The following is a 19,917-nucleotide window of genomic DNA, read 5'->3' as shown; positions in this document are numbered from 1 at the left end:
AGCCACGGTTTTCACGCACAACCGGGGCGAACGCCCAAACGGCTCCCATGGTTGTGCTTGATCACTCCTGCCGACCTGCTTAGCCTGTGAAAAAGAGCAGAAAGGAATTCGATGTGGTCCCTCGCTCACGCGTCGGGTTATGATTCCCATGCTCTTTTGATGTGAACCACGCAAACTCGGGGCGCCCCGCATGGTTTCGCTCAAACAAAGAGTTCGTTCCCCGACAACAATGTTCCACTCCTGCCAAGGAAGGCAACCATGTGGCTCAACCTCGCCTACGCTGCTGCCTTGACCGCGGTCTCGCCGTTGGTGCTGCACCGGATGATTCGCCACGGTCGTTATCGCCGCGGTGTGGGTCAAAAATTGCTCGGGCTGTCGTCCGAACGAGCCGCGGAAATCCGTGGTGATGCCGAACGAACCATTTGGTTGCACGCCGTCAGTGTTGGCGAAGTCAATTTGCTTCCCGAGTTGGTTCGCCGATTCGAGAAACAGCATCCCGAAATCGCACTGGCGATCAGTTCCTCGACGGACACCGGTTACGACCTCGCGTGCAAGCACTTCGGTGACGATCGCGTTTTCTTCTGCCCACTGGATTTCACCTGGGCCGTTCGTCGCACGCTGAAGAATCTTCGCTGCGAGCAGTTGGTGCTGGCGGAACTGGAACTGTGGCCCAACCTGATTCGCTGTGCCCAAGAAGCGAACTGTTCGGTCCATGTCATCAATGGCCGACTCAGCGAAACCAGTGCGGGACGCTATCAACAGTTTGCCAAAATCTTGCGTCCTACGTTCGCGCGTTTGGATGCCGTTGGCTGCCAAGACACATCGGCAGCGGAACGTTTCATGGCTTGTGGAGTCTCCCCCGAGAATGTCACCGTCACGGGTTCCCTGAAGTTCGACAACGCACCTCGGACGCGGGACACCACCGAAGTCAACGCACGAATCAATTGGTCTGGGATCGATCCTTGGCACCGAGCGTGGTGCTTTGGCAGCACCCAAACTGGCGAAGAAGCGATGGCTCTGCGGGTCTACGATCGCCTTCGATCCCAGCACCCCGAACTCCGCCTGATCTTGGTGCCGCGTCACGTCGAACGCTTCGAAGAGGTCGCCGAACTGATTCAATCCCACGGTTTGTCGCCGATTCGTCGCAGTCGCAATGACAGCCAATACGCGGATCAATGGGACTCCGACGATGTCATCTTGATTGACACCATTGGCGAACTTCGTCACTGGTGGGGCGTCGGTCAGATCGCCACCGTCGGCGGCAGCTTTGGCGATCGAGGCGGCCAAAACATGCTGGAACCTGCCGGTTATGGCTGTGCCGTGTCCTTCGGCCCCAACACGAAAAACTTCGACACGATCGCCAAGCAATTGATCGCCGCCGAGGCCGCGATTCGCGTGGCGGATGAAGCCGAACTCGAACAGTTCGTTTCGCGCTGCCTGACGGACATCCCCGCCGCCGATTCGCTCGGCCAAGCCGCTCGCGAGTTGGTCAACCAACACCGGGGTGCGTATCAAAAGACGCTGGAGATGTTGATCCCGAGCAAAAACGCCCGACTTCAACGGGCCGCCTAGCGGTCACCCAACGCCAGCGTCTCGAGCTCGCTTGCTACGGACAGCCCGACGTGTAACAGCCGATTGATTGAGACGTCAACGAGGTTTGAACGCATGTAGGATGGCACTCTTGCCCGTCCAAGTTGCGGATGTCGGCCAAGAGTGGCCAACCAACAGCAAAATCGAAAAGCCGGGCACCCAGCAAACTGGAAACCCGAAGCCGAACGGCTTGTTGATTGATTCGATTACACAACCCGACGCGTGAGCGAGGGACCAGGAAACGCGAAGCGTGAGCGAGAATCTTGAAACCCCAGAGCCGTGCCGAGCAACGCGAGTCACGGCAAATGCACGTCATCCTGGCTCAGCGGTTCTGAGTCGCCCAAGGTGCCGAAGCCGCGTCCCAGCCATTCTGGGCACCTGTTTGGGGTTGCCCGTTGTAGTTTTGCTGCGGATACGCGTTGGGATTGTACGCCCCTTGCTCACCGTAACCCGCATTGGGCTGACCGGTGGGGTAGTTGTTGTACCCAGGCACTTGATTGGAATTGGGCACGTTGTAGTTGGGCGCACCGTAATTCGGGGCGCTGTATCCCGCCCCCTGCACAGGCTGGCCTCCTTGTGGCGGCCACGCATTTGGATTGGCAGGCGCACCGCCCGGATAGTAGCCACCTTGATCAGGGTAACCGCCGGGTTGTTGAGCCCCCTGCTGTTGAGCCGCTTGCTCGCGTTGCCGCTCGTCCAGAATGTCTCGCCCTCGATCAATTGCGGACCGCGTGTCGCTGCGGATCTCCGTTTTGTTGATTTCAATGCGAGTTTTGTCGCCATCACGCTCGATGGTGAACCATCCCGCCATGAAAGCTCCACCGATGGCCAAGCCGAGAAATAGTATTGTTCGCATGACACATCCTTGAAAACAGAAAAGACGAAACGGTCCTCCGAACGTTCGATCATCTCGAAGATCGAGTTTCGGCGGAAGATCAATTCATCAAGCCGTATCGGCATTCCCCAACCGGAAAATCCAGTCGAACCCTGATTTCTTTCCAAATCATTGCAATCGGCCGCAACTGCAAATCCCTGTTGAATCGACACCTGATTCACTACGATGGGACGTCCCCGCCGCGTCGCACGAAACGAAACCATGAAACACATTCGCAATTTTTGCATCATCGCCCACATCGATCACGGCAAGTCCACCTTGGCGGACCGACTGATCCAATCCTGTGGCGGTGTGACTCAACGTGAGTTTCACGACCAAATGCTCGACTCGATGGACATCGAGCGAGAACGCGGCATCACGATCAAAAGCAACACGGTCACGCTGAATTACACCGCGAACGACGGGGAGGCGTACCAATTGAATCTGATCGACACACCCGGCCACGTCGATTTCTCGCACGAAGTCCGCCGGTCGCTGATGGCCTGCGAAGGCGCTCTGATGGTCGTCGATGCCTCCCAGGGGGTCGAAGCCCAAACCGTCGCCAACCTGTACCTGGCGCTTGAATACGACCTGGAACTGCTGCCGGTCATCAACAAAATCGACTTGCCCGCCGCCGATGTGGACCGCGTTCGCGGAGAAATCGACGAGGACCTGGGACTCGATCCCTTCGTCGCGATTCCGGTCTCTGCCAAAACCGGCCAGGGCATCGAAGACGTGCTCGAAGGAATCGTCAAGAATCTGCCCGCTCCACAAGGCGACCCGAAAGCGCCGCTGAAGGCTTTGGTGTTTGACGCTTTCTTCGACAAGTATCGCGGTGTGATCCTGCAATGCCGCGTCATGGACGGAACTCTGAAACCCAAAGACGAGATCCACTTCATGCACGCCGATCGCGACTTCACCGTCGACGAACTCGGCTACAACCAATTCAAACTGGTTCCCAAAAAGGAACTGACCGCCGGGGAAGTGGGCTACATCGTGGCCGGTGTCAAATCGGTGCAAGACATCGAAATCGGCGACACCATCACACTGGCCAACCAACCCGCCGACGAACCGATCCCAGGCTATCAACCCGCTCGCCAAGTCGTGTTCTCGTCGGTTTATCCGATGAGCACCGATGAATACCAAGACCTCACCAAGGCACTTGAAAAACTCTCGATCAACGACGCCGCACTGACGTTTGAAAAAGACAGCTCAGCGGCCTTGGGATTTGGCTACCGCTGTGGCTTCCTCGGACTGCTGCACCTCGATGTCGTGCAAGAACGCTTGCAACGCGAGTTCGACATCGGACTGGTCATCTCGGCTCCTTCGGTGCAGTACAAAATCAAACTCAAAGATGGCTCGACGCAGGACGTCGACAACCCGACTTACTGGCCCGACCCCTCAACCATTGACTCGGTCAGCGAGCCCTACATCAAAGCTCAGATTTTGATTCCGGAAGAGTACGTCGGCCCGGTCATGGAACTTTGCCGCGAGCATCGCAGCGAGAGCCAAACGATGAACTACTTGTCGGCCGGACGATTGGAAGTCACCAGCGAAATGCCTCTCGGAGAAGTCTTGTTCGACTTCTATGGCAAGCTGAAGATGATCACGCGTGGCTACGGATCGTTCGACTATGTGCCGATCGAGTACCGCAAAACGGACATCGTCAAAGTTGACATCTTGGTCAACAAAGAACCTGTCGACGCGTTGGCCTACCTCGTGCACCGCGACAAATCACGGGCGCGTGCGATGCACTACTGTGAGCAACTGGCCGAAGCGATCCCACGTCACCAGTTCAAGATTCCGATCCAAGGTGCGATTGGCGGCACCGTGATCGCGCGAACCACAATTGCCCCGTACCGCAAAGACGTGACCGCGAAGCTTTACGGTGGTGACGTGAGTCGGAAGAAGAAACTGCTGGAAAAGCAGAAGAAAGGCAAAGCCAAGATGAAACAGTTTGGCAGCGTCAACATCCCGCAAAAAGCCTTCATCTCCGTGCTCCGCACCGATAAAGACTGATCAGGCAAGAACGATTGGTTTTCACCCTGTGAACCGTTTGGGCGTTAGCCCCGGTTGTGCGTGAAAACCGTGGCGAACGTTGTGCTGCGAAATGTTTGGGCTTGTGGCGGCCATGTGTTTGCACAAGTATTCATCCCGGTAGGGATGTCAGATGGTAGCCGTCGGTAAGCGATAGCGCCACCGATGGACATGCCCCCCACGCCGCCACTCTCCATCCCGCCGTGGCCATTGGCCACGGCGGGATGGAGAGTTTTACGGGAGCTCGTTTTCCGGGGGTGCGCTGCTACGCAGCAACCCCCGGCTACCATCTGAAATCCCTACTGGGATGAAGAAAGACAGAAGCGACGCGATGGATCCGATCCTGAACACTCACCTCGTGTGCCGTTGGGGCAGTATGTGACTTGGAGCGGCTCCAGCTATTTCGGCCGCATGATTCACGACGGCCCCATCCGGGGCGGCTTTGTGATGTCCACCAATGGTCTCGGGGCTTCCGCCCCGAGCTATCAACGTGGACTCCTCCGGAGCCGTTCAGCCCGAATGGTGCCGTTGGTGATCACCCCAGAAACCCGAACAACCGCGTTCTCCGCTACTTTGCATCCGCCTCATACCCGTGCCACATCCAGGCCAGCGTGTCGGCCAAGGTCGCTTCGAACACTTTCCGGTCGCAGTGCCGGGTCGCTTTCGAGAACACATACCGATACTCATAGCCCTTGGCTTCCAAAGCGTCCGCGGTTCGCTCGTTCGCCATCACCCAGTTGTGATAGGTCGACTCGGGATCGTTGGCTCGATTGTCGTTCTCCGCGACGTGCGTGAAGATGCGAAGCGGTTTCTTCTCGCTGTTCTCAATCAGCTTCATGCTCGAGTGATACTCCCAAGCCCCCAGCGGGTACTCGGCTTCTTCGGGCGCATCATCGTCCTGCTGATCCACAAACGTGCCCGAGTACGTGATCAAACGGCGGAACCATTCCGGACGGAACCAACCCATTGTCAGGGCCGCCGCACCGCCACTGCTGCACCCCATCACGCCCCGTCCCCAGGGGTCATCCGTCAGCTTGAAATTCGGGTAGGCCGCACGGATTTCAGGATGGTTCTCGACAGCAGGCAAAACTTCCAGCTGAATGAACCGAGCCAATCGGTCTGACATCGTGTCGTATTCCAAACCACGTTGGCTGCCTTTGCTGTCGTTGCCACCGTTTTGAACTGCGATCGCAATGAAAGCGGGAAGGCGGCGATTCGGATCCTTCGAGATTGTCATGTTGTCGAGCGCGTTGCGAACCAAGTTCAACCGACTCGGCCCATCGTGCATGACCAGGAACGGTGCCGCGGTTCCGTCTTGGTAAGCCGCTGGAACATAGACCACGATTTTGCGTTCCTTGCGAACGTCTTTGCGTGGATTCAAAGTCGAATCCGTGCCGTCAAAAATCTTGCTTTCCGACAACGGCATCATGAACTCAAACTGCTTGCCCTTGGGTGCCCCGTGATCCTTCAGTTCAGAGGCCAGCTCATAATCCGGACCGATGACGACCCGACCGTTCTTGAGAGAATCGGACGCTGAATCCTCTGCCAATGCGGTTGCACCAAGGAAGCCAAGCAGTGCGATCGGAGCCAAGGCTCCCATCCAAGATCGAATCGACGAGTGACAAAAATTTTGCATGGGGTGGGTCATGAACCAAGGTGGGGTGGGGGTGGGAATCGAGGAAGCGACCATTCTAACTGCCACGTCGGAAGCCGTGCTTGTGAGACAGAAACCGAAGGTTCATTCCACCGAAAACCTTGCCCTGAATCGATTTGTGAATTTGAGTGGAAGAGTGTTTGCAGGCTTCCCCCATGGCGGTCTACGCTGGACGGTTCGGCGACCAAGCATTTGACTTTCCTCGATGGACATCCCCATGACCTACCACCAGCTGACACCTCGAACCGTTTTCTTCACCAGCTTGCTCTTGCTCTCAAGCCTCACCCTTCGTGGATCGCTGATCGCTCAAGACCAACTCAAGGTGAACTCACGCGATGGCTTCCCAACCGAATCATTTCAAGTGAGCTGTGAGGGAACCTACCCGCACCACTTGCAAGGCGTTTGCATCGGCGGAACGTCGATCTACTGGTCCTTCACCACGACGTTGGTCAAGACCGACCAACAGGGCAAGCTCCTGAAAAAGATCCCCGTCGCCAACCACCACGGTGACCTCTGCTTTCGTGACGGCAAGATCTACGTCGCGGTCAACCTTGGGAAATTCAACGACCCCAACGGCAACGCGGATTCTTGGGTCTATGTCTACGACGCGGAATCCTTGGACGAACTAGCTCGGCACGAGACGCAAGAGGTTTTTCACGGCGCGGGCGGCATCGGACACCACAATGGACACTTCTACGTTGTCGGCGGACTGCCTGATTCGCTCGGCGAAAACTACGTCTACGAATACGACGATGCGTTCCAGTTCGTCAAAAAGCACGTTATCACGAGCGGGCACACTCACCTGGGAATCCAATCCGCCACCTTCGCTCATGATCGCTGGTGGTTCGGATGCTATGGGTCACCAGCCATCACACTCGTGACCGACGCCGACTTCCAGATGAAGGGCCGGCACGAGCTCAACTGTTCGCTCGGTATCGAAGGGCTTGCTGATGGTCGACTGCTCGTTGCCAGCGGCCGTTGCGACAAAGAAAAGGGCTGTAGTGGGAAACTCCAGCCGGCGCGACCCAGTGAATCAAAAGGCTTTCAGATCCAAGAGTGATCCGACGAGCGTTCTTCGAAAAAGGTGTCCGGGAGGCGACATTCGTTCCCCGGCCATGGCTCACTCCATTAGGATCGTGCCTTTCCGCTCTCCACTCACAGAAGGCGACAGGTGAATGATGTCAGGCAAGCAACTTCCGAATCGACGTGACATTTTGGTGGGGGGGACGGCATTGGCGGCCTCTGGTCTCTCTCGAGTTTCACCTGCTCAGGATCCCGCCCCATCATCCGCCAACGATCGCCTGAAGATTGCGGCCATCGGCGTTGGCGGGCGAGGGGGCTCGAACCTGCGGACGATGGAAAAAACAGGGCTGGTCGACGTCGTTGCCGTCTGCGACGTGGACACACGTTTCACCGACCAAGCCCTTCTACGACATCCGAAGGCCAAGGCCTTTCGTGATTTCCGAAAACTGTACGACGCCGTTGGTAGCGACATCGATGGCGTCGTTGTCAGCACCACCGAACACACGCACGCTTTCGCAACGATGCCAGCCTTGCAGCTTGGCAAGCATGTCTACTGCGAAAAGCCGTTGGCGTACAACATCGACGAAACGCGGAAGATCACCGAAGCGGCCGAGCGGGCCGGCGTCGTTACCCAAATGGGAACTCAAATTCACGCCGGCAACAATTACCATCGAGTCGTGGAGTTGATCCAAAGCGGGGCGATCGGCGAAGTCAGTGAGGCGCACGTCTGGGTGAACCGAGCCTGGGGTTTGCAGTCCGAAGCCGACGCCAAGAAGCACCGCGATCTTCTGCATGTGGATTCGCGTCCGAGCGACGTCATGACACCACCGGATCACGTCGATTGGGATCTGTGGCTGGGGCCCGCGCCGACCCGTCCCTACCATTCGGTCTACTTCCCCGGGCCACGCTGGTATCGCTGGTGGGATTTCGCTGGCGGAACGATGTCGGATCTCGGCAGCCACTGGAACGACCTTCCGTTCTGGGCACTGGAACTGGATGCACCCACCACGGTGGAAGCATTCGGCCCTCCGGCTCATTCGGAAATCGCCCCGGCATCCATGTCAGCAAAGTACGAGTATCCCCAACGCGGCGATCGCGGTCCGGTCTCTGTTTCCTGGTATCAAGGCACACACAAACCTGAGATCTGGCAACGCGGTGAGATCCCCCGCTGGGACAGTGGGGTCTTGTTCATTGGCAGCAAAGGTATGTTGTTGTCAGACTATGGGAAACATGTGCTGTTGCCAGAGGAATCCTTCGTGGACTTTGAGCCGCCAGCCCCCTTCGTGCCCGACTCGCCCGGACACCATGCGCAATGGGTTCAAGCGTGCTTGGGCGAGGGCGAAACCGCCAGCCCGTTCAGCTACGCCGGCCCACTCACCGAAGCCAATCATCTCGGCAACGTCGCTTACCGAGTCGGCAAGAAGATCACTTGGGATCGAGACAAGATGGAGTGCGTGGGATGCCCCGAAGCAGCCCCCTTCATCGCCCGGGAACCACGCGAAGGATGGTCGCTCAGCTAAGCACGGCTCGATCCATCACTCCCCGTCTGAACCACGGAGCGGTGACATGCGGATAGTCTCGGGTTACGTCGGGCACTCCCATTCGTGAAGCAGGCCACGAAGTGGTCACAGACGGTAGCCGGATTCGCCAGAATCCGGACCGCTTCAGCATCCCGCGCATCTTAAGTCAGGCGAATCCAGCTCCCACCCACTTCATAACCCGAACGCGTGAGCGAGGGACTAAGCAGGTCGGCAGGAATGATCGGGCATCATCATGTAAGCCGTTTGGGCGTTCGCCTGGGTTGGACGTGGGAGCAACGACGCTTACCGAAACAGTCCAAATGCCGAAAGACTCCTGCCGACCTGCTTACACGGAACCCTGGCGAATCCGGCCACCAGGTCGACGTAGGCCAGGTCTCACCTGGAAACCAGCCAATGCTTTGGAACAAAGCGAGGCGTCTAGCCCTTGCCCACGAACCCCGCTGCGGCCTTGCCGTTTGCTGACACCGCATTTCGGCGGATTTCCACCTGCCGCACCTCTTCCGAAACGAAGTTGAAGATGAGGTCGAGCGACGTCGTTCAGGCCTACGCAGGGGTGAGAGCCTGAACAGATGAGGCGAGGCGAACGACTTCACGCGGGTCGCTCAAACCCCCATGAAGCGGCCAGTGCATCCGCGGCCTCTTCGATGTCGGTGATTGTGCCCCAACCGCCGTTTCGCAGAAACGCGTGTGCAAACTCATGGGCGATCACATAGTGTGCGAACGCTTCGGCCGCCTCGGCCAATTTGCTTCGCAGGATCACGCAGCGACTGCCATTCCCATCCACTCCGGGGGCCGGCATCAAAAACGACCAGCCCACACCGGGAACGAAATTGTCGATCTCCACTCGAAAGCGTTCGTCACCCAAAAAGTCCGTTTGCACGTCCTCGGGCAGCTCCCTCAAAACGTCCAGCACCCTTTGCTGCAAAACGGGGAACTCCGCGAAGGGTGCGATGTATTCGGAGAACGGCATAGCAAACAGAAGGAGTGATGGGTGTGGGGATGCACCTCATTTTATCTTCCGCGAACCGCGAGGTGGCCTCCGCCGAAAAGGTGTCAGGTACCTTTTTGGAAAGATAGGCAAACCCACCTTACCCAAACAGCCAAAAAGGTACCTGACACCTTTTTGCGGCGATGGCGGGTCACGTCTGACGACAGCACGGACATAAAAAAACCCCGTGAAAACCGGGGTTTGCCGTCTGGGGGTGGTGCCCAGATTTCCGAAAGAGTGCCCCCGCTAGGGCTCGAACAAGCGTCAAAAACACGAAAAAAAACGCAACCCGACGGTCCGGCGGTGTCGCGGGCGGTGTCATCGGTGCCGGGAGAAACCGAATTGCTGCAGTTGTTCCGTGATCTTGAACCTCGCAAGCAAGCGGAACTGCTGAGTATTGCTAAAGCGTTGGCAAGCAAGCATCCAGCCAACTGAATACCGTCGGTTGCTGAAATGGCTGGCGAACATACTGGCCGTGCGGTTTTGTCTTCGATCGTAGCGTAGCCGCAGCTAACCACCCAGTGGAGAACCGAGCGCCGCCCCGACCCGGTAGCCTTAGCCGCACAGCAGGGGACGAGCAACGGCGCCACACGCCACACAGCCACCGGAGAGGCGGGGAGGGGCTGGCGACGGGCACCATCGATGGCAGGTCAGCGAGTAGAACAGGGCCCAGCGAAAACGTTTTTCAGTTCGGACCGCCCCGCTATCGTTTTTTGACCCGGCACCCCCGCATCTCTCAACCGGGGTACTTGGTTGTCAGCTGGCCCTACCTAATCTGATTGGACGCCGAAGCCGTTGATTTACGAGCGACTGGCATTGCCGAGCCTCATGCCCTTCAACAGCCAGTCGGAGTACTTGAACCAGCTCCAACCAGGGGCTCAAATATCGCACCCAAGATTCGTTCACTCACACTAACTGGCTTTTTGGCTCTAACCATGGCTGCTTCTTCCGGCCCGCCCGTGCACGCAATTCATTTGGATGTCCTGAAAACTGGAAAGACCGGGTTATCATCTGGAGCTGGCCACAATGCGGCCGAAGCGGCTGCAGTCTGCTTCGAGGAGAATTCTCATTCCGCAAGCGTGAGTTTGAAAGTCGATGGCAAACGCAAAGGAAATTTCATCGTCGAGTGGGAACCCGTGACCATAGGTGTCCGAAACTCTCACAATGATCTACAGGATGCAACGAAGGATGGGGCGGTTGGCATGGCGGCTGCTTGTGCACCCTACCTGTACTCCAAGAAGATCTTGAAACAATCACGGAAGAAAAGCGGTTTTGACTACTATCTGGCGGATCAAGATGCATTTCTGTTTCAGGACGCGATTGGCTACGAGATTTCCGGGATTTTGAAGAACGATGATTCAGAAATCGCTCGTAGAACGAAGCGGAAAGTCGATCAAGTCCGCAGAGGGAACGCAGGACTGAATGCACATGTCTTCGTAATGGAGTTTTCGCAGCCAAAAGCTCGAACAGCCGTTTATGACCACCCTTGACCAAGCAGAACTGAACCGACTGCATGACAGGTCGATGGAACTTGCTGGCAAAGCGAGAGCAGTCGAGAAGGCGGGAGGTGCAAAAGCAGCAAACTACCTTTGGAAGGCAGCTTGGGATCACGAGCGACGGGTAGCAGATCAGCTCCTGCCTCATTTCGACCTGGAGCCCTCCCGGGGAATTATCTTCAGAAGCGCAGCTTCATTGGCCCTCAGGTTTGGCGATACGCAATCAGCCGAAAGGTATGCAGCACAGGGACTAGCTGGAAGCGTCAATGATCAAGTTCGAACTGAGCTGCGCGAACTGCTGGACGAAGTCAGACTGGTTGAGCACATGCAAACAATGGAGACGAGCTTGCAAGAGGAGCAGCTTCATGTCTCAATGACCGGTTCTCGGGTAGCCCAGGTCCAAATTGACGCAGACCTGCTCGCCGATCACATCCGAGTGCTTCGCCGAATCGTTGTTCGGCTCCAAGAAATGCGAATGGGGTTTGTTTTTCGTCGCGTTGGCAAGGCCTCCCGTGACGTTCGCGATGTTCTGAACGTACGTTACGCCCCAGCCAGCAATGGAGTGTTCGGGTACAACCTCGACGTTTATTCAACTCAGATGATATTCAGCTCAATGGGTGGGGATGTAACAGGAGTTGCTCAGGGAACCGGCAAGCTGTTCGAATATGCTTCCGAGGGAAGGAAGAAAGCATTGCTTGAATTCTGCAATCAAGATTTGAACTACTATCGTTTCTTCGTCAATAGCATCACAGACGCACTGCCAGATGGGCGAAGATTCGATTTCCTTTCTTTGGTCACGAACAACAAAGAAACGTTCCTGAAACTTCACAAAGATGCTCGCTCAAGAGTTCGACGGCAGCTGGCAATTACTGACGTTGGAGAAGAACGGATTGTCAGAGTTGGGAAGCTGCTTTCCATCAAAGGAGAGCCAAACTCAAAAGAAACGCTCGTTCAACTGGTCGATGAAGACTCTAGCCTTCGCGGAGAAACCTTCAGCTTGCCGGGAGGATTGACTGGTAGTCGGTTGGCCGCACTTTGGGATCAACCGGTCAAAGTGATCGCATACGGCAGTGCCGTGATGTCGCACCCACGGATCGAATTCATCGATCGGTTCTCAGGAGATGCTAGCGACGCACCATAAAGGCAATTGATGCCCGGTTATCCCACGAAGCGTCGAACGCAACGACTAGCTAGGGTCCCTCTGCGGTGACTTTGTGGCAATTAGTTTTAAGCGGGCGGCTGAGTCAGTGAAGATGATGCCTTAAGCTACCGTGTCGCAGCTGGTGAATCAGCCGGACAATGACAGACAGCGAGAACTTCAAACGGAGCAAAAGAACGAGGCCGATCTTCAGGCTCATTCGTCCCTGATCGACTTGAAAGGCTGCATGGTAAATCTTGTCGTTCCGTTCTGAGTGTGAGCACGACTAACATCTACTTCCCCTGAACGGCGGTCAATTCGGTAGACGAAGGTTTCCTCAGAAACTATGTGGTATCTGTCGTTGCATTCTTGGTAATAAGCCACTGACGCGTAGGTGGCTGATGCAATTACCGTGGCAAACAGAAAGCAAAATGCGGCGCTTCGGTTCATGTTATTCCCTGCTCGTGTTGATGGCTTTAGCACAGCATAGCAAACGACTTGAATCAGTTGGTTGGCACGAAGAACGATTGGATGATCCGAACCGGATTGACAAGCTCCCAATACAAGCACGATGGTGAGTGGAGCTCCGCTGGCAAACCTGCGAAACCGCCAACCTTCATCGCATTGCAAGGTTGCACTTCCGACACGTAGCCAAAGCGGGTTTTCGTAGCAGTGTGAGTAAGCAGGTCGGCAACAGTCTTTCGGTATTGGACCTGTTTTGGCAACCGGGATTGCTCCCACGCACAACCGGGGCGAACGCCCAAATGGTTATGCCCGATCCTTCCTGCCGAACTGCTTAGTAAACCGCAAATTTGCGGAGCATCACCCTGGCGGTTGGAAGGCTAGTCTCAGGTGCAAATTTGCCCCTGAGTTTGAGAGTTCGCAAATTTGCGAAATGTTGCAGTGAAAGGAAATGTCGTTTGGTCTTGTGAACGGTCATCGTTGACCGGCCAAACTCTGCTGCAATCCAATCGCCGCCGCCCTGGCCTTGTCCCAAGCATTCAAATCATTGTGCCAGTCACTCGCCTGCTTGTTCACGGTGCGGTCGCGACGTATTGCAGTGGACTGGCCAACGAACTATTGCACAGCGTCATGGTAGCCCTAGATCGTCCGTGCCTCCATCCGGGCTCCGGCTCGCATAGGCGGCAGAAGCGTGCCCCTGCTTCCCACTAAGCTCGCTCAAGACTCCTACGCCAATCAGTCGCGATCCGTTCCACAACGCTGTTGCGAGAATCAATGCGTTCACATTGCGTGTCAGCTGAAAGAAGCTTCTCCCGCCTAGTCCTGAGGGCGTGCGAAAATTGGGATCAGTCGTGTTTCCGCACTGGGATGACGTAAAAGAAAACGCAAAGTTTTTCATATGGGGTACGTAACCCAGCGGGTTTTTGACCTTAACTCATGACTGGCGATGAAGATGGGAAATCTCCACGCGTTTCAAAAAGCTACCCATCTGATTGACGCAAAACATTGTTTCAGTCACGTCGAAAGTTGGCACCAATGCTGAAAACCTTGTGCCATATCAAAGGCACGCTAAGTTTCATGGCATCGCATTTTGGCCGTCGTCATCCAAACGAAACGCACCCATTCCTCTATTGCCAACATGGACAACATGCAAACAGAAATGCCAATCTCGTTCCCTCAGGCTGCGACGATAGCGTCTGGGGTCGCCGGCAGGACGATTAGCCAAAAGACAGTCTGGCGATGGTCTCGCTATGGCCGATCCGGCAGAAAACTCCAATCATTCGAAGTGGCGGGTCGAGAACTGACGACCAAATCTATCCTGCTCTCGTTCATGCGAGAAACCAAGTTCATAAAGGAATGTGAATGACTCTCCGATCTGCTACTCAGCTGGGTCCACTGTGGACAAACATTCTCGTCAGCAGAGACCAAGATCAATCACCCACTGAAGGAAGGAGACGCTAAGCGTGGCAAATCAATTAAGGACGCTTGACGAGCTCGCTTGTCAGTTTGGCATTGACTCGGACTGGCTCAAAGAGCGGGCGAATGAGGGACACTTACCGTGTATCCAACTTCCAGACGGGAAGGGTGGACAAACCTTGCTCTTTCATTTTGATGCCGCTTCGAATGCCATTGCAGGCATGGCGGAACGCACTGTTCGTGATGGTGACGAGGGATTCAATGACTGACTTGCAGATTGAAACGGCCCTCTCGAATTGCGACCGGATGGCAATCGTCCAAGGTGTTGTTGATGAGCTGAAACCTTTGCTGGACGCTCGCCCGATTCTGGTAGATGGTGATGGTCTGGCCCAGTTGCTGGGTGTGAGTCGAGCAACGATCGACAGGTTGAGGTCCACTGGAACCATACCGAGTCTACAAATTGGTAGGCGACGATTGTTTCGTCCAGATGCCGTGCTAGCTGCGATTGAGAAGCAGGGAGTTAAGCATGACGAATAAATCAGACCAGGACACCCTTTGGTTGCTTCGGGAGTCTGAGCGGACTGACAATGCACTTGCAACTCGGTTCGTCGATTCATTCGGCGCCGACCTAAGGTACGTTGCACGCTGGCGGAAGTGGCTGGTGTGGGACGGACAGCGGTTTCAGATTGACGAAGGAGGAACGCTAGTTTTGAGGCACGCGAGGAAGTTCGCGAAGGGTCTCTGGAAGGACTTTGCTGGAATTGCTAACCGAAGTTCGGTTTCACGCGACGAATGCAAGGCAGCAATGGGATTCGTTCGTGCAACAAACAAGACCACTGGCATTCGAAACTTCCTGGAGCTTGCGAAGGCGGACGACCGGGTGCTGGTAGAACATTCCGCTCTCAATGAAAACGCATCGCTGCTGAACCTCCGAAACGGAACGTTCGATATGTCATCCGGCAAGTTTCGAACGCACAGCCGAGACGACTTGCTAACACAGATGTCTGACATCAGGTTTGACGAGGCTGCAAAGTGTCCCGGGTGGGAAGCTGCGGTTGAATTGATCTTCGATCGTGACAACGATCTGATTCGGTATGTCCGGCAGATTCTTGGCTATTCACTTGCGGGTTGCAGTGGCGAGCACATCCTACCAATCGCCTATGGCTCAGGCTGCAACGGCAAGTCCTTCATCTGGAACACGATCGTAGAGATTGCAGGCGACTACGGTTGCGTTGCGAACGACTCGCTGTTGCTGGGCGACAAGAACGCCCATGCCACCGAGAAAGCGAGTTTGTACCAAAAGAGAATTGTGGCGATTAGTGAACCGGAGCATGGCTGCCGAATGCGTGAAAGCCGAGTGAAAGAGCTGACCGGCGATACCTTTGTAACCGCTCGACGGATGCGAGAGGACTACTGGACGTTCTCTCGCACTCACACGTTCTGGCTCTCAACAAATCACCTGCCCAAGGTGAGTGGAACCGACGACGGAATCTGGCGGCGGTTGAAGATCATTCCATTCACGATCGACCTGAGGAGGAAAGTGAAGCCGATTGCAGATTACCACCGGCAGTTGATTGATAGCGAGGGGTCAGGGATTCTCAATTGGCTTTTGGAAGGATACGCGGACTACCGCAGACATGGTTTCATTGAGCCCCAAGCCGTTCGCAAGCTGGGACAATCATATCGTGTCGAGCAAGATCGCCTCGGTCAGTTTATAAGCGATTGCTGCGTTCTTGACGCTTCGCATTTGACACGAGGGAGTGAGATTCATGCGGCTTACGTGCGATGGGGAGGCGACCTGAGCGCGACGGCATTCGGCATGGAGTTGTCTCGACGCTACGAAAAGTCGACTCCAAGATCAGGGCCCTACCGCGACAATGTTGTCTACCAAGGTATCGGGCTGGCACAATCCCGCCCTAATCAAAACTGAGCCAATGGGGTGACCTGGGGTGAGTCGATCTATTAGCGCTATAGAAACGTCCGGTTCTAAGAGGTAAACAGACTAACCCACCCCAACTCACCCCAAACTGAAAACTCGAAGGAAGATGGATGAGCCGGAAGCATCACGCAAACGACTGCACACCGATCAGATTGGCACCGCGAAGCACCTTCAAAGTACGTCATGTCTCTTCTCGCCCACATCCAATTGGCAACGTTAATTGCGTGGATATTGGGACTAAGGTGGCTATGCAGTCGCGACGATGATGTGCAAGCGAGGTAGTGCCTGCTTGGGTACTTCCCTCGAAAGGTTGTGCCTGACACAAATCGCTTGCCGAGATACGAACAGATTGAACATTGCAATCGTGTGCGACGTCTTTGAGAACGCCGCCTACCCGTCAGGACGGTTGAAGCTGCCAGTGGCAGTCTTGATTTCGCAACATTCTAAAACCCAAGGAGATTTCCCCGTGGCATCGCTTCGCAAAGAGACGGATCGGAACCGGACTGGTTGGAGGCTGCAGTTTCGACAGAGCAGGAATCGGCGTTCATTGTGGCTTGGCTCGATGTCCAAGCGTGCTGCGGATGGAGTTTGCCGACATGTCGAGGAACTGGTGCGGGCTGCAGGTGCGAACGTGCAGCCTGATGCAGAGGCGACGAAGTGGGCCAACGGTGTTGATGAGCGGATCCATCGTAGCTTGGTGAAATGGGGGCTCGTTGAGGCGCGTCAGCAGGTTCTTGCCGATCATCGATTGTGTGATGGGTGGTTTCGGTTTTGGATTGACGACCAGACCCACTTGGACGCATCGACTCGCGTGAAGTACCACCAGGCCAGAAAGTGGTTCGTTAAGCGGTTTGATGTGGATCGTTCGCTAGCGTCGATCACACCTGCGGAGTTTGAGTCGTGGCTGCGATGGATGGCAAATCCAGATCGGCTTGCCCAAGCAACCAGCAACAAGCACGCAAAACGCGTTCGCACGATGTTTGCGAAAGCGATCAAGGCTCGGATTATCTCGGAAAATCCCTGCAGCGAGACACGCATCGGCAACGAAGTGAACGAGGAGCGTGACTACATCGTGAGCGCAGAGGAGACTGCGGCCGCGCTTGCTGCTTGTCCTACCTCTGCATGGCGAGCGATCTTTGCACTTGCGAGGTTTGGAGGCTTGCGAGCTTGCGAAGTGGCCGTCCTGACTTGGGGCGATGTTTTGTGGGACGTTCAGAGGTTGCGGATCGATTCGCCCAAAACTGGCTTGCGGACGGCACCGATCGCACCCGAGCTCATGCCAGTGCTACGTGAGGCTTTTGACGCAGCGGTCGATGGCGAGATCCTGGTGGCTGGCCAGCGGTACAGCGATCCGTCGGGGATTGGGACGATCTTAACCGGCATCCTGGAGCGTGGCGGGATCACGCCGTGGCCGAAGCCAATGCAGAATTTGCGGCTGACTCGCCGTAACGAGTTGGAGGCGTTTCATCCGCACCACGTGGTCAACGCCTGGATGGGGCACTCTGCCAGCACCGCACACAAACACTACCTGCGGGTCACGGATGCAGACTGGGCAGCGGGTTCCTCGACATCCAGCGTGACCGAGCCAGCAATCGGCGGTGTCACCGGCGGTGTCATCTCTGCCGATCTGGACCGATCAGGAGCAGGTGACGACACAAAAAAACCCCGCAAAACACGTGGTTCTGAGGGGTCTGGATGCTTCAAGAGTGGTGGTATCATGCCCCCGCTAGGGCTCGAACCTAGGACCCACGGATTAAGAGTCCGTTGCTCTACCAACTGAGCTACAAGGGCGTGGGCGAGTTAGCGAATGCTGAATCTCACCCATTTGGACGATGATCGTAGCTCTGATTCGGTCCCCTGAAAAGGGTCGCGTCTCAAAAGCCTCTGCCATCATCAGAGGCGACGGTGGGATTCGAACCCACGAATAAAGGATTTGCAATCCTTCGCCTTAGCCACTTGGCCACGTCGCCTTCACGTGCAAGGAGCCGGTCAAAGACTGACTGTTGCACAAGCTGAGCAAGTTAGGAAACCCGTGCTTTTTCGTCAAGCCCGGCCATCCTCGAAGACTCTTCGTTGCTCAAAGCGATTCAATCGCTGATACCGTACTTTTCGGCTGAGTCCGGCCGAAGCTTGAGCCACAAAACAAAAAACGCCCGACAGCTTTGAAACTGCCGGGCGTTTGAAGTCTTTTCGTTCGATCATGCTCGAACCTGCGAGGGTGCCAGCTCAGTCAACCGAGGCCATTGCGAACAGCAATTCGCTGACTTGGGCACGGATCGATTCCACGTACGATTTGTCCGCGTCACTGAGTCGTTCCAACGGGACGGTGCAGGTCCGGCCATTGGATTTCAGAATCTGAACTTCGCTTTCACGGACTTCAACCAAGCGGCCATCGGTTCCCCAATTGCCAGTGTTGTCGATCCAGGTGCGAGTCTTGGTGCTGTCCAGCACGTCGATGGTCTTGGCGACGCTCTTTTCCGTCACAACTTGTGTGACTTCCGAATCAGCCAATGACTGTTTGGTTTGGCCAAACAAATCGTCGATCACAGCGTCGGAGCTGTCTTCGGCGGGTGGGTCACCGAACAAATCGTCCAAGCCACCGCCATCAGCCGGTGCTTCTTCGGCCGGTGCGGCGTCGTCGAACAATCCGTCCAGTCCACCTTCTTGTGGCATCGCTTCTTGAGCAGGAGCTTCCGCTTCACCACCAAACAAGTCACCAAAACCATCGTCGGCAGGTTGCTCAGCAGGCATGTCGGCGGGTGCTTCCGCTTCGCCACCGAACAGGTCGCCAAAGGCGTCGTCGGCAGGAGCTTCCGCAGGGGCCTGGGGCATGACGGGTTCATCTGGAATCACAGGATCGGCTGGTGCAGCGTCACCGCCAAACAGGTCTTCGACCGATTCGGTTTCAGGTGCGGCGACATCGGGAGTGGCCGGCTCGGCGGGCATTTCAGTGTCGCCACCAAACAGATCGCCAAAGGCATCGTCGGCAGGAGCTTCTTCCACCGGTGCTTCCTCGGCTGGCATTTCCAAACCGGGTGCTTCTTCAGCGGGTGCGTCTTGTGGGAATGGGTTGTCGTCAGCAGGGAACAAGTCAGCGGCTGGTTCTTCCATGGCGGGCTCTTCCTCAACGGGTTCCTCCACCATTGGCTCTTCGGCGGGTGGATCAACCACCGGAGCTTCTTCCACAGGCTCTTCGACCGGCATGGGGGTTTCGGGTTCCACGTCGGCAGCTGGATCGGCTTGCGGTTCGACGATGGGCTCTTCTGCGACTGGTTCAGCGGGAACTGGCGGAGCAACGTCCGTCGACTCTTGAGCCGGCACGGCGGGAGCTTCGATGATCTCGCCTTCGACCATTTCGCCTTCCGCCATGGGAACGATCGTCGATTCACCGTAGAAAGGTTGTTCAACGATGACACCTTCGCTCATTGGTTCGACCAGGGAACCGCAGCAGTCACTTGAAACAACAGGTGCAGGAACCATTTCAACGGTGCCACAGCAGCTGGGGACCGATTCGCAAGCGATCGGTTCGGGATCGCAACAAACGGGTTCCGGTGCTGGGACACAGCAAACAGGCTCTGGAGCAGTGCAGCAGGTGTCGGTTGCGATTTCACAGCAATCAGCGTTTTTGCCGTGAATTCGCTTCAGCAGCCATCCAGCCGAAGCGGGACTCACGCTCAAAATGGCGATCATGCAGACCACCAACGTCCACTGCAGTGCGAGGCGAAGGGAACGTTTCATCGTATTCTCAGAGTCAGAAGG

General features: G+C 56.1%; 12 protein-coding genes, 2 tRNA genes and 1 pseudogene. 9 read left to right on the top strand and 6 right to left on the bottom strand.

Translation table 11 applies throughout. The annotated features are described in order from the left end of the window. The first annotated feature begins 258 nt into the window (after positions 1-258). Entirely contained in the window at positions 259-1,572 is a 1,314-nt protein-coding gene (locus tag UH5x_RS19990) for a 3-deoxy-D-manno-octulosonic acid transferase (protein ID WP_482633454.1), read from the top strand. A gap of 340 nt (positions 1,573-1,912) precedes the next feature. Here the strand turns inward: UH5x_RS19990 and UH5x_RS19985 are convergent, their stop codons facing one another. Then, entirely contained in the window at positions 1,913-2,401 is a 489-nt protein-coding gene (locus tag UH5x_RS19985; RefSeq protein WP_482636032.1) for a hypothetical protein, read from the bottom strand. Between the two features lie 285 nt (positions 2,402-2,686). On the opposite strand from UH5x_RS19985, the gene lepA reads away from it, so the two are divergent. Continuing rightward, complete coding sequence (gene lepA, locus UH5x_RS19980) at positions 2,687-4,483, top strand: translation elongation factor 4 (RefSeq protein WP_047814220.1); 1,797 nt, start codon at positions 2,687-2,689, stop codon at positions 4,481-4,483. A gap of 586 nt (positions 4,484-5,069) precedes the next feature. Here the strand turns inward: lepA and UH5x_RS19975 are convergent. Beyond that, complete coding sequence (locus UH5x_RS19975; RefSeq protein ID WP_482633453.1) at positions 5,070-6,137, bottom strand: alpha/beta hydrolase; 1,068 nt, start codon at positions 6,135-6,137, stop codon at positions 5,070-5,072. Between the two features lie 235 nt (positions 6,138-6,372). Here UH5x_RS19975 and UH5x_RS19970 point away from each other — a divergent pair, with 235 nt between their 5' ends. Both UH5x_RS19970 and UH5x_RS19965 read left to right on the top strand, forming a co-directional pair. After that, positions 6,373-7,215 (top strand): hypothetical protein, encoded by an 843-nt coding sequence (locus tag UH5x_RS19970; RefSeq protein WP_482633452.1) that lies wholly within the window; start codon positions 6,373-6,375, stop codon positions 7,213-7,215. 118 nt (positions 7,216-7,333) lie between these two features. After that, positions 7,334-8,698, top strand: coding sequence for a Gfo/Idh/MocA family protein (locus UH5x_RS19965; RefSeq protein WP_482636031.1), 1,365 nt, complete (start codon positions 7,334-7,336; stop codon positions 8,696-8,698). A gap of 610 nt (positions 8,699-9,308) precedes the next feature. Here the strand turns inward: UH5x_RS19965 and UH5x_RS19960 are convergent. Continuing rightward, a complete protein-coding gene (locus tag UH5x_RS19960; RefSeq protein ID WP_047812220.1) occupies positions 9,309-9,689 on the bottom strand; it encodes a hypothetical protein in 381 nt (126 codons plus the stop codon). A 953-nt stretch (positions 9,690-10,642) separates the two neighbouring features. Here UH5x_RS19960 and UH5x_RS19955 point away from each other — a divergent pair. The 5 genes and pseudogenes from UH5x_RS19955 to UH5x_RS19935 form a co-directional block, all read left to right on the top strand. Then, positions 10,643-11,197: a hypothetical protein gene (locus UH5x_RS19955; RefSeq protein WP_482633451.1), complete on the top strand. Its 555-nt coding sequence runs from the start codon at positions 10,643-10,645 to the stop codon at positions 11,195-11,197. Next, the gene (locus UH5x_RS19950) at positions 11,184-12,344 is read left to right on the top strand and encodes a hypothetical protein (RefSeq protein WP_482633450.1); all 1,161 of its coding nucleotides are present in this window, start codon (positions 11,184-11,186) and stop codon (positions 12,342-12,344) included. The genes UH5x_RS19955 and UH5x_RS19950 overlap by 14 nt, the downstream gene beginning before the upstream one ends. Positions 12,345-14,480: 2,136 nt before the next feature. Further along, positions 14,481-14,756, top strand: coding sequence for a helix-turn-helix domain-containing protein (locus UH5x_RS19945; RefSeq protein WP_482633449.1), 276 nt, complete (start codon positions 14,481-14,483; stop codon positions 14,754-14,756). Beyond that, the gene (locus UH5x_RS19940) at positions 14,746-16,149 is read left to right on the top strand and encodes a DNA primase family protein (RefSeq protein WP_482633448.1); all 1,404 of its coding nucleotides are present in this window, start codon (positions 14,746-14,748) and stop codon (positions 16,147-16,149) included. Before UH5x_RS19945 ends, UH5x_RS19940 begins: the two co-directional genes overlap by 11 nt. 271 nt (positions 16,150-16,420) lie before the next feature. After that, positions 16,421-17,125, top strand: a pseudogene (locus UH5x_RS19935) (hypothetical protein); the annotation flags it as partial. 751 nt (positions 17,126-17,876) lie between these two features. Here UH5x_RS19935 and UH5x_RS19930 read toward each other — a convergent pair. From UH5x_RS19930 to UH5x_RS19920, 3 genes are all read right to left on the bottom strand, one after another. Next, positions 17,877-17,949 (bottom strand) — tRNA-Lys (locus UH5x_RS19930). 106 nt (positions 17,950-18,055) lie between these two features. Continuing rightward, positions 18,056-18,128, bottom strand: a tRNA-Cys gene (locus tag UH5x_RS19925). 256 nt (positions 18,129-18,384) lie between these two features. After that, entirely contained in the window at positions 18,385-19,896 is a 1,512-nt protein-coding gene (locus UH5x_RS19920; protein ID WP_482633447.1) for an SHD1 domain-containing protein, read from the bottom strand. Between the last annotated feature and the right edge of the window lie 21 nt (positions 19,897-19,917).

The organism is Rhodopirellula sp. UH5 (assembly GCF_056839225.1).
The sequence above is the reverse complement of the archived record's forward strand: the minus strand, read 5'-3'. Positions and strand labels throughout refer to the sequence as shown.

What these genes read in the sequence shown, in the direction of transcription:
- UH5x_RS19990 (WP_482633454.1), top strand. Translation starts at nt 259, where the DNA reads ATGTGGCTCAACCTCGCCTACGCTGCTGCCTTGACCGCGGTCTCGCCG.
- UH5x_RS19985 (WP_482636032.1), bottom strand. Translation starts at nt 2,401, where the DNA reads ATGGCGGGATGGTTCACCATCGAGCGTGATGGCGACAAAACTCGCATT.
- lepA (WP_047814220.1), top strand. Translation starts at nt 2,687, where the DNA reads ATGAAACACATTCGCAATTTTTGCATCATCGCCCACATCGATCACGGC.
- UH5x_RS19975 (WP_482633453.1), bottom strand. Translation starts at nt 6,137, where the DNA reads ATGCAAAATTTTTGTCACTCGTCGATTCGATCTTGGATGGGAGCCTTG.
- UH5x_RS19970 (WP_482633452.1), top strand. Translation starts at nt 6,373, where the DNA reads ATGACCTACCACCAGCTGACACCTCGAACCGTTTTCTTCACCAGCTTG.
- UH5x_RS19965 (WP_482636031.1), top strand. Translation starts at nt 7,334, where the DNA reads ATGTCAGGCAAGCAACTTCCGAATCGACGTGACATTTTGGTGGGGGGG.
- UH5x_RS19960 (WP_047812220.1), bottom strand. Translation starts at nt 9,689, where the DNA reads ATGCCGTTCTCCGAATACATCGCACCCTTCGCGGAGTTCCCCGTTTTG.
- UH5x_RS19955 (WP_482633451.1), top strand. Translation starts at nt 10,643, where the DNA reads ATGGCTGCTTCTTCCGGCCCGCCCGTGCACGCAATTCATTTGGATGTC.
- UH5x_RS19950 (WP_482633450.1), top strand. Translation starts at nt 11,184, where the DNA reads ATGACCACCCTTGACCAAGCAGAACTGAACCGACTGCATGACAGGTCG.
- UH5x_RS19945 (WP_482633449.1), top strand. Translation starts at nt 14,481, where the DNA reads ATGACTGACTTGCAGATTGAAACGGCCCTCTCGAATTGCGACCGGATG.
- UH5x_RS19940 (WP_482633448.1), top strand. Translation starts at nt 14,746, where the DNA reads ATGACGAATAAATCAGACCAGGACACCCTTTGGTTGCTTCGGGAGTCT.
- UH5x_RS19920 (WP_482633447.1), bottom strand. Translation starts at nt 19,896, where the DNA reads ATGAAACGTTCCCTTCGCCTCGCACTGCAGTGGACGTTGGTGGTCTGC.